Here is a 12,974-nt window from a genome sequence, read left to right as displayed (position 1 = left end):
CGGCGTCGCGTGGCCGGGTCTCCGCCGTTCCCGGCGCGGTGGCCCGAGCCGGTAGCTTGACCGGGGGCGATGCCGGATCGGCGCCGGGTGAGACAGCCGGGCGCCCGGAGGGGACGGTCGGGGGATGCGGGTCACGTTCGGGGTGCTGGGGCCGGTGGCGGCCTGGGACGGCGCCGGGGACGCGATCGCGCTCAGGGGGCCGCGGCACCGCGCGGTGCTGGCCCGGCTGATCGTCGCCCGCGGCCGCGTCGTCCCGGTCACCCGGCTGGTGGAGGACCTGTGGGAGGACCCCTTCCCCGACACCGTGGGCCCGGTGGGTGCGGTGCGCACCTTCGTGGCCGCGCTGCGCCGCGCACTGGAGCCGGAGCGCCCGCCCCGGGCCCCGGCCCGGCTGCTGGTCACCGAGGGGCCGGGGTACGCGCTGCGTGCCGACCCCGGCGCGGTGGACGCCTGGTGCTTCGAGGATTCGGTGACCGCCGCCGCGGCGCTGCCTCCCGCCGAGGCGGCGGCACGGCTGGGAGAGGCGCTGGACCTGTGGCGCGGACCCGCCTACGCCGAGTTCGCCGACGAGGACTGGACCCGCGCCGAACGCTCCCGCCTGGCGGAGCTGCGGCTGCACGCCGTCGAGCGCCGGGCCGAGGCCCGGCTGGCCCTGGGCCTGGCGGCGGAGGCGGTGCCGGACCTGGACGCGCACGTGACCGGCCATCCCTGGCGCGAGGACGCCTGGCGGCTGCTGGCGCTCGCGCTGTACCGCGCCGGCCGCCAGGGGGACGCCCTGGCGGTGCTGCGCCGGGCGCGGACGCTCCTGGTCGAGCAGCTCGGGGTGGATCCGGGGCCGCGGCTGCGCCGTCTGGAGGCGGACATCCTCGGCCAGGCCCGCCATCTCGACCCTCCGGACCCCGGCCCCGACCCCGGCCCCGATCTCGACCACGGCTCCGCGGCGGCCGGTGCGGCCCGGGTGTGGGCGCGGGCGGCCGCGGCCTACGACCGCGCCGTGGCCTCCGGCGCCCGAGCACGGCTGGAGTCGACGGTGGGCCTGCTGCGCAACCTCGCGGTGACCGGCGCGGGCGGTCTGGAGGAGGCACGACGGCACCGGGTGGCCGCCGTCTCGGCGGCGGAGGAGCTGGGCGACGCGGAGCTGACCGCCCGCGTGATCGGCGCCTACGACGTCCCGGCGATCTGGACCCGGGTCGACGATCCGGAGCAGGCCGCCCAGGTGGTCGCGGCCGCCGAGCGCGCCCTGGCCGCGCTTCCGCCCGGTGGGCACGAGGCGGCGCGGGCGCGGCTGCTGGCCACGATCGCCGTGGAGTCGCGCGGCGACCGTACGGCGCGCGCCCTCCGGGCGGCCCGGGAGGCCGAGCGGCTCGCCCGCGACCTGGACGATCCCGCGCTGCTGGCGTTCGCCCTCAACGGCGTGTTCATGCAGACCTTCCACCGGGCGGGTCTGGCCGCGCGCCGCGACGGGATCGGCGCCGAGCTGGTCGCGCTGTCCGCCCGTCACGGCCTGGTCACCTTCGAGGTGCTCGGGCACCTCATCCGTCTGCAGGCCCGCGGCGCGCTCGGCGACTTCGCGGCGGCCGACCGCCACGCGGAGGCCGCCGACCGCCTGGCCGGGCGCAACGAGCTGCCGCTGGCGGGCGTGTTCACCCGTTTGTACCGGGTGATGCGGCTCGCCGAGGAGGGCGGCGCGCCGCGGGCGGAGGTGGAGGCGGCCTACGCGGCCGCGCGGCCGGACGGCGTCGGCATGCCGGGGCTGGAGTGCGGCCTGCTGCCGCTCGCGCTGCTGTGCCTGCGGGTGCGCCGGGAGGGACCGCCACGGACCGGCGGACACGCCGACGTGGAAGTGCGCGGGGACGGGTCCCCGCGGACCGGCGGGCACGCCGACCCGGGAGTGTGCGAGGGCGGGTCCCCGCGGACCGGCGGGCTCACCGGCTGGGGGCCGTACGAGCCGTGGGTCCGGCCCCTGGTCCTGCTGGACCGGGATCGCCGTGACGAGGCGGCGGAGGCGCTGCGCGCGGTCCCGGACCCGCCCGGCGACCTGCTGCATGAGGCTCTGTGGTGCCTGGTGGCACGGGCGGCGATCGCCGCCGGCGACCGGGAGACGATGGAACGCGCCCGCGCCGCGCTCGTACCCGCGGCGGCGGAGCTGGCCGGCGCGGGCAGCGGCGTGCTCAGCCTGGGCCCGGTCTCCGCCTACCTCGGCGACCTCGACGCCGCCCTCCGCCGCACCCGGTGAGCGGGCCGTACGGCCGGCGCCGCCCCTCGCAGCGCAGCGCTGTGACGGCGGCGCCGCCGTCCGAGGACCGCCGGACGGTGGAGGCGCGAGCGTGACCGATGCGCACGTGCCCGGCCGGTTCGGCACCCGCCGGGGCCGGGCCGTCGCCGCCTTCGGAGCACACCTGTCCCGGCCATGCGGCGCGCTCGCGGGAGCCGTGTGATCGCCTTGGCCGGCGACATGACCGTCCCTTTTTCTCTCGTACTCGGCCTCTCCCCTGTTCACTCCCGCGCCTCAGACGTACTATGCGCTTGCATAGCATTCTCTCCAGAAGGGCAATTTACTATGCAATCGGATAGGAGCTACGGGCAGTGACGACATCAGGACACGAGGCTGAGGACCTGACCGCTCGTGCGCGGATCAGGGACGCGGCCTTGCGGCATTTCGGGGAGCATGGCTTCGACAGGGCGACGACCCGGGCGATCGCCGAGACCGCCGGCGTCTCTCCGGGACTGCTGCGCCATCACTTCGGGTCCAAGCAGGCCCTGCGCGAGGCGTGTGACGCCCACCTGATCAAACTGATCAGCAGGATCAACGAGCAGGCCGACGCCGACACGACCGCCGGCGTGAACAGCGTGAACCACGTCGCGGCCTCCATGGCGGCCCTCGGGCCCTACCAGCGATACCTGGCGCGCGCCCTGACCGAGGGATGGGCCGAGCCGGTGTTCGACGCGATGGTCCAGATGAGCGAGCAGTGGCTCGCAAGGTTGGACGAGCGCCGCTCTGATCCCCCCTTCACCGGCCGCAAGGCCAGGGCGACGGTGGGCACGGCGATGGCCCTGGCCGTCGCGATCCTCCACAAGCACGTGTCCCGAGGGCTGGGCGCCGACGTCTCCGGTCAAGAGGGCGCCCACCTGCTCGCCCTGACCCTGCTCGACCTCTACTCCCACCCCTGGCTCAGCCCCGAAGAGGCCGCCGCCCGCCGCGACGCCCTGGACAGGACCCGGACGGACACCGGAGTCACGTTCGGTTCGGCCGAGGAGCGTCCCGATGCGTGACGCGATCTCCGTGACAGGCTCGGTCAAGACGTTCGGCGCCACCCGCGCATCGGACGGCCTCGCTCTCGTCGTGGCGGGCGCCGGAGAGGTGCACAGGCCCCCCACCCTGGAGGAGCCGTTCCTGCGGTGCTACGGCCGCCCCGGCGGGAGCGACGGGCGACACGCAGGAGCGACACCATGAGCCCTTTCACCGGCACCGGCCACCTGGTCCGCCTGGCACTGCGCCGCGAACGGTCCATCGCCCCCTGGTGGATCCTGCTGATCGTGGGCATGAGCCTGGTGATGGTGGCCTACATCAACCGCTACATGGCCACCAGGGAGCTGAAGCTCACCTACCTCGGCATCATCACCAGGACGCCCTTCCTCCATGCGATCGGCGGCGGCCGGGTGGAACCCCGGCTCGAGGTGCTCGCGACCTGGCGCAGCGGCGGCTTCCTGTACGTGGCAAGCGCGTTCGCCGCCCTGATGTCGGTCATCCGGCACACCCGCAGGGAGGAGGACGCGGGCAGGGCCGAGCTGGTCCGCGCCGCCGTCGTGAGCCGTCGTGCCCCACTGATCGCCGCCGTGCTGGTGGCGACGGGCGTCAGCCTGCTCGCCGGGGCGCTGACCACGGCCGCGCTGATCACGGTCGGGCTCCCGCCGGTCGGGTCGGTCGCGTACGGCACCGCCATCGCGCTCGCGGGCTGGCTGTTCGGGGGCGTCGCCGCGGTCGCCGCCCAGCTCGCCGCCGGGGCCCGCACGGCCACCACGATCGCTCTGTCCGTGCTCGGGCTCGCCTACGTGATGCGCATCTCCGGGGACGCCATGGGACAGCCCTGGCTGAAGTACCTGTCCCCCATCGGCTGGAGTCATCTCGTGCAGCCGTACCAGGACGAGCGGTGGTGGCTGGCCGGTGTCGTGTTCGTGGCCGGCGCGGCGCCGCACGCGCTCGCGTGCCGGCTGCTCGACCGCCGTGACCTCGGCGCGGGCGTGCTGACCGAGCGGCCGGGCCCGGCCACGGCCCCGAAGCTGCGCGGCCCGGTCAGCCTGGCCTGGCGGCTGCACCGCGGCCTGCTCCTGAAGTGGGCGGTGGGGGTCGGGGTCTTCGCGGGGGCCGCAGGCGGGCTGTCCCCGTTGACGAACGACCTGCTCACGCGGCCGAGCATCATGCTCGACACCATCACCACCATGACCGGCATGCGATCGCCGTCACTTGCCGCGTACGTCTGGTACCTGATCATGATCATGGCGTACGCCGTCTCGCTCTACCCGGTGCTCATGGTCATCCGGCTGCGGGCGGAGGAGGTCTCGGGCCGGGGGGAGGCGGTGCTGGCCACCTCACTGACCCGTCTGCGCTGGGCGGGCGGGCACCTGCTCGTGGCCGGGCTCGGCACAGCCGCGCTGATGACCGTCGCCGGCCTGGTCTTCGGCATGGTGTTCTCGCTGCTCGTCGGCGACCTCGCCATCGATCTACCCCGTTTCGTCGCGGGGGCGCTGACCACCGTGCCCGCGGCGTGGAGCGTGGGGGCGGTCTGTGTGCTCGCGTACGGGCTGACACCGCGGGCCGTCGTGGCGATCTCCTGGTCGGCCTGGGTCCTGACCTCCGCACTGGGACAGATCATCACCCCCTTCTACGGATTCTTCGGCGGTCTCCCCGTGGAGCCGTTCCACTACGTCGCGAACGCGATGACCGGGACGCCGTACGATGCCCGCCCGACCCTCGCGCTCACCGCGGTCACCGTCCTCCTTCTCATCGGCGGTCTGCTGTCCCTGCGCCGTCGCGACTTCGGCTGACCTCCCACGCCGAACCCGGCCGGAACGGGCCGGTCGTGTACCCCGGCGCATCGGGTCGGTGGCGCGCCCGTCCCCGAGCCCGACCACATCGACGGAGCCCGACCTGGTGGGCACCCGGCCTGCCACCGCGTCGAACCGGCCGCCACATACCGTTGGCGTGACCAATGAATGCATGTACAGTTGGTGATACCAACGTTGGCCTTGCCAATCAATTGGGCGCCATGGTCGTGGAAACCCTCCGGCCATCAGGCGTCGAACCAGTCCCCCGGAGTGAAGACCATGATCAAGCCGTTCCGCATCGCCGTCCCCCAGGCGGACCTCGACGACCTGAACGACCGGCTCTCCCGCACCCGCTGGCCTGACGAGGTCGCCGACGCCGGATGGGACTACGGGTTCCCGCTGGCGCGGCTCAGGGAACTGGCCGAACACTGGCGCACCGGCTACGACTGGCGCGAGCACGAGGCCGCGCTCAACGAGCTTCCGCACTTCACGACCGAGATCGAGGGCCAGAACATCCACTTCGTCCACGTCCGGTCCCCGAAGCCGGACGCGCTCGCGCTGATCCTCACCCACGGCTGGCCCGGGTCGTTCCTGGAGTTCCTCGACGTGATCGAGCCGCTGTCGCGCGACTTCCACCTGGTGATCCCGTCCATCCCCGGCTTCGGCTTCTCCGGGCCGACCCACGAGCGCGGCTGGGACACCGTCCGGGTCGCCCAAGCCTGGGCCGAGCTGATGCGCCGCCTCGGATACGAGCGCTACGGCGCGCAGGGCGGCGACTTCGGCGCGGGCATCTCCATCGCACTCGGCGCCGTCGCGCCCGAGCACGTCGTCGGGGTGCACGTCAACTACCTGCCGACCCGGCCGGACCCCGGCGTCGAGGTGTCCGAGGCGGACGAGGCCCGGCTGGACAAGGTCCGGCAGCTGATGGCGAACCGCCCGCCGTACCAGGCCCTGCAGGCGCTCACCCCGCAGACCATCGGCTACGCGCTGACCGACTCGCCGGTCGGCCAGCTGGTCTGGATCGCCGAGCGGTTCGCGCAGTGGACCGACCCCGCCACGCCGGTCGGCGACGACCGGATGCTCACCGACGTCTCGCTGTACTGGCTGACCGCGACTGCGGCCTCCTCGGGCCGGCTCCACCGCGACGCCCCGCGAGGCAGCGGGCAGCCGTGCCCGGTGCCGCTCGGCGTGGCGGTGTTCCCGCACGACATCACCCAGTCGGTGCGGCCGCTGGCCGAGCGGCTGTACGACGTCAGGCACTGGTCGGAGTTCGACCGCGGCGGCCACTTCGCCGCGATGGAGGTGCCGGAGCTGCTCGCCGGGGACGTCCGGGCCTTCTTCCTCGCCCGTGCCTGACCCGGCCCCTCCTCCGGTCCGCGCGCCCTATGACGCCGCCGGAGCCGATCGCCGCCTGATGATCCACACACCCGTGCCGTAGATCGCCAGGCCGAGCAGGACGAAGGCGGCGGCGACCGGATAGCGCAGGCCGGGCGGCATGTACGTGGCCAGGAACCAGCTGTGGCGCAGCATGTCGTCGGACACGAAGACGGCGGCCAGAACGCCCTGCGGGATCAGCGGGATGGCGCCGAAGCCGAAGCACCAGCCGGCGACGGTCTTCTGGGTCCTGGACAGCTGGTCGAAGCGGGAGGTCATCGTCGTCCGCGGCCTGCGGCCGGTCCGCATGACGTCCAGCAGTTCGGGGCCGTGCGCGCGCAGCCGCCGCTCGGCCAGCAGGCCGAGACCCCAGTAGCACAGTGCGCCGGACGCGGCGCCGACGGCCACGCCGGCCCAGCCGTACCGGATCGCCGTCAGGACCGCGGGCGCGCCGGTGAGGACCACGAGGACGAGCATCAGGTAGGCCAGGCCGGTCAGGCCGCTGTCGTCCTCACTGGTACGCAGCGGGTTGCCCGCGCGGCGGTGCGGGTCGGTGCCGGGCACCAGGGCGTACACCGAGATCAACGGCACCAGCCCGGCCGCGCCGCCGAGCAGGGCGGGCATCAGGGCCAGGACCGGCGGCCACGGGCCGCCGGCGACAGCGGTGAACGCCACGGCGAGCACGGTCGCCACCGGCGCGTGAGCCGACAGCCAGGCCAGCTGCCGGCCGCGCACGTCGCTCGCGCCGGGCGTCATGAGCGTCAGCCACAGGGCCGTGCCGTCCGTGCCGTAGAGGTTGGCGGTCATGGCGGCCGCCATCACGACGAAGACGGGGCCGGCGTAGGGAAGCATGGCGTCCCAGCCGAGAAGCAGCGGGCTCGCGGTGAAGCAGAGCGCGTACGACAGGGCGAAGGCGAACTGGTGGTTGCGCACCAGGTCGCGTGACCAGGTGCGCAGCTCCTTGGCGACGACCGCGCCGACGGCGGTGCCCGCCGTGATCGGCCGCCGGCCGCCCGCGGAGACCCGGGCCGCGCCCACGCGACGGGCGATCAGGGCCGCCCACGCGCCCAGGAGCAGCAGCGCCAGTACGGCCAGCGCGCCGAGCGCCCACCACTGGCCCCGTACGGCGAGCAGCCCCCATCCGGAGGGCAGGTACCACACCGCGGCGGGCACGCCCGTCTGGCCGAAGGCCCAGAAGAAGACCCAGATCTGCCCGAGCGCCGCCAGGATGGCGCCGTTGATCAGGCCGGAGGCGAGCGCACCCGGCCGGGACCGCAGCGCCAGCCCGACCACCGCCACGCTCACCTTCGACAGCAGCACGAACACGGCCAGCTGCAGCACCATCGCGACCACGGCCACCAGGGCGTTCACCGCACCGAGGCGGACGCCCGCGACCAGCAGCCCGAGCAGCGCGCCGAGACTGACCAGCGGTGCGACGCCGACGAAGGCCGCGACCAGCAGCCCCGTCGCCAGACGGCGGGGTGGCAGGCCGAGCAGGGAGAAGTACTCCGGACGCAGCGTCTCGTCGCCGCCGCCCATGAAGACGGGCCCGAGCATCCAGCCCAGCAGCCAGACCGCGTACCCGGCGGCCAGCAGGTCGGGGCCGGCGAAGGCGAGGTAGACCGTTCCGGCCGCGAGCAGCACGCCGAGCACGGCTCCCGTGCCCGCCATCTGCGCGCGTGTGCCGTGGAAGGAGTGCCGCAGTACGGCGAGCTTCATCCGGGCCATGGTCAGCGCGACAGCCACGACAGCTCCCTGACGTCGTCGTCCTGGTCACCGACGAGCCCGACGAACGCGTCCTCCAGGGAACGCTCGCCACGCACCTCGTCCACCGTGCCGACCGCGGCCACCCGGCCCTTGGCCATCACCGCGACGCGGTCGCACAGCTGCTCCACCAGCGCCATCACGTGGCTGGACAGCACGATCGAGCCGCCGCCGGCGACGAAGCCGCGCAGGATCTTCTTGATCGCGGCGGCCGAGACCGGGTCCACGGCCTCGAACGGCTCGTCCAGCACCAGCAGGCGCGGCGCGTGCAGCAGCGCGATGGCCAACCCGATCTTCTTGCGCATGCCGGTCGAGTACTCGATGACCAGCGTCCTGTCCGCACCGTCCAGTTCCAGCACGGCCAGCAGCTCCTCGGCCCGCCGTGCCACCACGTCTTCGGCCAGGCCGCGCAGCAGGCCCAGGTAGGTGAGCACCTCCCGCCCGGTCAGCCGCTCGGGCATGGCCAGCCCGTCGGGCAGCACCCCCACCGTGGCCTTGGCCCGCTCAGGGGCCGCCCACACGTCCTGGCCGAAGATCTCGGCGCGGCCCGCGTCCGGCCGCAGCAGGCCCACCGCCATCGACAGCGTGGTGGTCTTGCCGGCTCCGTTGGGACCGACCAGGCCGAAGAACGACCCGCCCGGCACCTCCAGGTCGACGTGGTCGACCGCGAGTCCGTGGCCGAATCTTTTGACCAGGCCGTTGAGGCGCAGGGCGGGAACGTCGGTTGATGCGCTCACGGACTTCCTTGTCGAACGTTGGCGAACGGGCCTTCCCCGGAACATGACACGGGTCATTGTTCGGCAGACAGCACCTTATGGGCGGACTGCCGCCCGCATAAAGTGTTTCCGATAATCCCGACGCGGCAGAGCGGACACCTACGCGGGCGCGTCGACGTCGCCGGCGGGATCCGGGCGGCGCAGCTCGACCACCGCGTCGATGGCGTCCCGGATCCCGCCGGGACCGGTCACCGGCCGAACGAGCTGCTCGGCGCGTACGGTCTCCAGCCCCAGACCCTCGACGTCGGCCAGCACGTCACCGGGGGTGAACAGCACCGCGGGGTCCTGCGGCCCGCCGACGCCGCGCGTCAGGTTCGTCGTGTCGTGCCCGGCCACCAGGAGCGTGCCTCCCGGGGCCAGGGCGTGCGCGGCCGTCCGGTGCACGCGGCGGCGTTCGGCGGCGGGCAGGTGGAAATAGGCCAGGACGACCAGGTCGACCGGCTCGGGCGGGCTCCAGGCGGTGGCGTCGGCGTGCACCCAGGTCACCGGCGCCCCGCGGCGCTCGGCCATCGCCTCGGCCTTGCCCAGGGCGACCGAGGAGAAGTCCACGCCGGTGACCCGCCAGCCGCGCTCGGCCAGCCACACGGCGTTGCGGCCCTCCCCGCAGGCCAGGTCGACGGCGGTGCCGGGCGGGCGGCCGTCCAGGGCCTGGGCGACCCACCGGTTGGGTTCGGCGCTCCAGACGAGTTCGGCGGCGGCGTATCGCTCGTCCCAGGCGGCGGCGTCCATCACGGGGCCTCGCCGGTCGTGACCGCGGCGCCGGGCGGCGTGCGGAAGGTGATGATTCGGGGGCGGCTCAACGGAGTTCTCCTGTTCTTCGGACGGCTCTCACGGGTTGTACCGCGAGTGATGCCCCGGGAGCCGGGATCGTCACCCGGCTTCCGGGGCGTGGCCGGGGCAGGTCCAGGGTTCGGCGGCCCGGTTCAGTGGCTCAGCGCGGCCGGGTTGAACACCGCCTGGGCGGCGACGAATGCCGCCACAGCGAAGACCAGGTAGGCGAACCAGCGGCGCAGCCGTACCGGATCCAGGCGGCGGCCCAGCCGGGCCGCGGTCAGCGACCCGGCCACCGCCGCCGCGGTGAATGACACGATGACGCCGTAGTCCAGCGCCGGCTCCCCGGCGTGGGCGGCGAACCCGGCGGCCGAGTTGACCACCACGATCAGCAGCGAGGTGCCGACCGCGGCCGTCATCGGCAGTCCCAGCCCCAGCACCAGGGCCGGGATGACGAGGAACCCCCCACCGACTCCGAACAGGCCGGTCAGCACGCCCACCGCGGTGCCGGCGCCGATGGCCTTGGGCAGGCAGCCGCGCCAGTTGACGCCGCCGCCGGGCAGCTCGCACGCCCCGCCCGTGGATGCCTCCCCGGCCAGCATCCGCCACCCGGCCAGCATCATGAGCGCGGCGAAGCCGATCAGGACCGCCTGCGGTGGCAGGAGCCGGTTGAGTGCGGCGCCGCCGAACGCGGCCACCGCTCCGGCGCCGCCGAAGACGGCGGCGATGCGCCAGCGAACCTGGTGCGCGCGGACTCGGGGCAGGACGGCGGTGACCGAGGAGATCCCCACCACCAGCAGGGAGGCCGGCACGGCGGAGCTCAGGGGCAGGCCCACGCCGTAGACCAGGGCGGGCACCGCCAGGATGGATCCGCCGCCGCCCAGCAGCCCGAGCAGGACACCGATCGCGGCGCCGAGGCCCAGAGCGGTCGGCATGGCTTTTCTCCGTTCGGTCGTCTCGATCGTCTTCAGCGAGCCGGGGCGCGTTCCCGTGCCGGGACGGCCGCGCGCCGGCTCACCCGTGACCGCCGGCCAGGGCGCCCAGCACGGTGGCGATGTCGGCGCGCGGGCCGCGGTTGTAGGGCAGCTTGGCCAGCATCATGCCCATCGCGCAGGTGCCGGACAGGGCGGCGAAGGTCAGCCCGCCGCCGATGGCCGCGGCGAGCCACTTGGCGGGCGGGAACACCGTGCTGACCAGGACCGAGCCCAGCACGATCGAGCCGGCCACCAGGCGGACCTGACGTTCCAGGTCCCAGCGCGGCCTGCCCGACGCGATCGGCGCTCCGGCGGCCTGCCAGGCGGTGATGCCGCCGGTGAGCACGCGCAGGCCCGGCAGGCCCGCGGTCGCCAGGGCCTGTTCCGCCTGCGTGGCGCGCTGCCCGGACCGGCAGATCAGCACCACCTGCTCGTCCAGGTGGGCGCGCAGCTCGGCGCGGTGTTCGCGCAGCAGGTCCAGCGGCACGTTGTAGGAGCCGGGGATGTGGGCGGTCTCGAACTCGCCGGGGGTGCGCACGTCGATCAGCCGGGGCGCGCGGCCGGACTCCAGCAGGTCCCGCAGGGACGCGGCGTCCAGGGCGGCGGGGGTCGCCGGGTTCGTGTCGGTGGTCATGTGGTGCTCCTTGTCGGGACGTGACGGCGGCCGGCCGCTTCCCGGGCAGACCGCTTCAGCATGGGTGGTTTCCGGGCGGTCAGCTCTCGGGGGCGGTGACGGTCAGGCCCGCGCCGGCGGCTTCCGCGTAGGCGTCGTCGATGTGCACCACCCGGTGCCCGGCCCGCCGCAGCAGGCCGGTGGCCGCGGCGGCGCGGTAGCCGGAGCCGCAGTGCACCCACACCGTTCCGTCCGGCACGTCGGCCAGCCGGTCCGGCAGGTCGGGCAGCGGGATGTGCACGGCGCCGTCGATGTGCCCGGCGCGCCACTCGTTCGTCATCCGCACATCCAGCACCGCGTCCGGGGCGGGCAGCCCGTGCGGGGCCCGCCCGGCGCGGGCGGCGGCCAGGTCTGCGAACGTGGCGACGGCCAGCGATCCGAGGCGGGTCTCGTCGCCGGCGGCCCACTCCTCCGGGCCTCCGGTCGCGGCGGCGGCCGGGCGGTCGACGCCGATGCGGGCCAGCTCGCGCTGGGCTTCGGCGACCTGCTCGGGCGACTCGCCCAGCAACGTGATCGGCGCGCCCCACGGGGCCATCCAGCCCAGCCAGGTGGACATCGGCCCGTCCAGGCCGAAGCTCAGGGTGCCGGTCAGGTGCCGCCGGGCGAAGGCCTTGCGCGAACGCAGGTCCACCACCCACTCTCCGGCCGCGATCCGCTCCCGCAGCTGCCCGGCGTCGGCGATCCCGGCCGGGGTCAGGTCGATCAGGTCGGCGCCGGCGCCGTTGCGCGCACCCATGTGGGCGTAGTAGGCGGGGTAGGCGTCCAGCCCGGCCAGGGTCTCGGCGACGAAGTCGTCGGCCTCCAGTCTCAGCGCCGGGTTGGCCCGCCGTTCGCGGCCGATGGTGGAGTCGGGGGCGTCGGACTGGGCGGCCGAGCAGAAGCTGCCGAATCCGTGGGTGGGCCAGACCTGCGCGCCGTCGGGCAGCAGGTCGGCCAGGCGGCGCACCGAGGCGTGCTGGTGGTGGGCCAGGGTGTGGGCGTGCCGCTCGCCGAGCAGGTCGGTGCGGCCGGTGGTGCCGAACAGCAGCGACCCGCCGGTGAACACGCCTTCGGGCCCTTCGGGGCCGGACAGGACGTACGACAGGTGGTGGAAGGTGTGTCCCGGGGTGGCCACCGCCGAGACGCGCATGGCCTCCGACAGGACGATCTCGTCGCCGTCGGCCACCGGCAGCCGGTCGAAGCCGACGGTGTCGGCCCCGGCGACCAGGTAGGTCGCCCCGGTCACCCGGGCCAGGGCCAGTCCGCCGGAGACGTAGTCGTTGTGCAGGTGGGTCTCGGCCACGTGCGTGACGCGCACGCCGAGCCGGCCGGCCAGGGCGAGGATCCGGTCGATGTCGCGCTGCGGATCGACCACCAGCGCGACGTGGCCGTCGTGGGCCAGGTAGCTGCGGTCGCCCAGGGAGGAGGTCTCCACCACCTCGACGTGGATCGTGGTCACCGTGTTACCGCCTTCGTGTCGTCGGGGCCTTCGCGCCGGCGGGGCCTTCGCGTGGCCGGAGCCGGAATCAGGACCGGGTCGTCGCGGTACGGCTTACAGCCGGCCGCTTCGGGGACCGTCATCACGCGACTCCTCGTCAAAAATACCAGGGGGGTATC

General features: G+C 74.3%; 11 protein-coding genes. 5 read left to right on the top strand and 6 right to left on the bottom strand.

Annotated elements, in window-relative coordinates; all coding sequences use genetic code 11:
- Positions 1-124 precede the first annotated feature (124 nt).
- The 5 genes from ACZ6W9_RS10040 to ACZ6W9_RS10020 all read left to right on the top strand — a co-directional run bounded on the left by ACZ6W9_RS10040 (position 125) and on the right by ACZ6W9_RS10020 (position 6,402).
- Positions 125-2,236 carry an AfsR/SARP family transcriptional regulator gene (locus ACZ6W9_RS10040; protein ID WP_389968689.1) on the top strand — a complete coding sequence of 704 codons (2,112 nt, stop codon included), beginning with the start codon at positions 125-127 and terminating at the stop codon, positions 2,234-2,236.
- A 350-nt stretch (positions 2,237-2,586) separates the two neighbouring features.
- Complete coding sequence (locus ACZ6W9_RS10035; RefSeq protein WP_470117297.1) at positions 2,587-3,273, top strand: TetR/AcrR family transcriptional regulator; 687 nt, start codon at positions 2,587-2,589, stop codon at positions 3,271-3,273.
- On the top strand, positions 3,266-3,454 hold the full coding sequence (locus tag ACZ6W9_RS10030; RefSeq protein WP_470117295.1) for a hypothetical protein: 189 nt from the start codon (positions 3,266-3,268) through the stop codon (positions 3,452-3,454). Before ACZ6W9_RS10035 ends, ACZ6W9_RS10030 begins: the two co-directional genes overlap by 8 nt.
- Positions 3,451-5,046, top strand: coding sequence for an ABC transporter permease (locus ACZ6W9_RS10025; RefSeq protein ID WP_470117293.1), 1,596 nt, complete (start codon positions 3,451-3,453; stop codon positions 5,044-5,046). The genes ACZ6W9_RS10030 and ACZ6W9_RS10025 overlap by 4 nt, the downstream gene beginning before the upstream one ends.
- Positions 5,047-5,325: 279 nt before the next feature.
- Positions 5,326-6,402, top strand: a complete 1,077-nt coding sequence (locus ACZ6W9_RS10020; RefSeq protein ID WP_470117291.1) for an epoxide hydrolase family protein — start codon at positions 5,326-5,328, stop codon at positions 6,400-6,402.
- A 27-nt stretch (positions 6,403-6,429) separates the two neighbouring features.
- Here the strand turns inward: ACZ6W9_RS10020 and ACZ6W9_RS10015 are convergent, their stop codons facing one another.
- The 6 genes from ACZ6W9_RS10015 to ACZ6W9_RS09990 form a co-directional block, all read right to left on the bottom strand.
- Complete coding sequence (locus ACZ6W9_RS10015; RefSeq protein WP_470117289.1) at positions 6,430-8,166, bottom strand: hypothetical protein; 1,737 nt, start codon at positions 8,164-8,166, stop codon at positions 6,430-6,432.
- Positions 8,151-8,966 (bottom strand): ABC transporter ATP-binding protein, encoded by an 816-nt coding sequence (locus ACZ6W9_RS10010; RefSeq protein WP_389968701.1) that lies wholly within the window; start codon positions 8,964-8,966, stop codon positions 8,151-8,153. The genes ACZ6W9_RS10015 and ACZ6W9_RS10010 overlap by 16 nt, the downstream gene beginning before the upstream one ends.
- 93 nt (positions 8,967-9,059) lie before the next feature.
- Complete coding sequence (locus ACZ6W9_RS10005; RefSeq protein WP_389968703.1) at positions 9,060-9,689, bottom strand: SAM-dependent methyltransferase; 630 nt, start codon at positions 9,687-9,689, stop codon at positions 9,060-9,062.
- A 194-nt stretch (positions 9,690-9,883) separates the two neighbouring features.
- Positions 9,884-10,666, bottom strand: coding sequence for a sulfite exporter TauE/SafE family protein (locus ACZ6W9_RS10000; RefSeq protein ID WP_389968705.1), 783 nt, complete (start codon positions 10,664-10,666; stop codon positions 9,884-9,886).
- Positions 10,667-10,745: 79 nt separating this feature from the next.
- Complete coding sequence (locus tag ACZ6W9_RS09995; RefSeq protein ID WP_362931896.1) at positions 10,746-11,339, bottom strand: rhodanese-like domain-containing protein; 594 nt, start codon at positions 11,337-11,339, stop codon at positions 10,746-10,748.
- 79 nt (positions 11,340-11,418) lie between these two features.
- Positions 11,419-12,816 (bottom strand): MBL fold metallo-hydrolase, encoded by a 1,398-nt coding sequence (locus tag ACZ6W9_RS09990; protein ID WP_470117286.1) that lies wholly within the window; start codon positions 12,814-12,816, stop codon positions 11,419-11,421.
- Positions 12,817-12,974 lie beyond the last annotated feature (158 nt).

This window comes from Streptosporangium sp. NPDC053982, from assembly GCF_055585205.1.
This window is presented reverse-complemented; position numbering and strand designations above follow the sequence as displayed.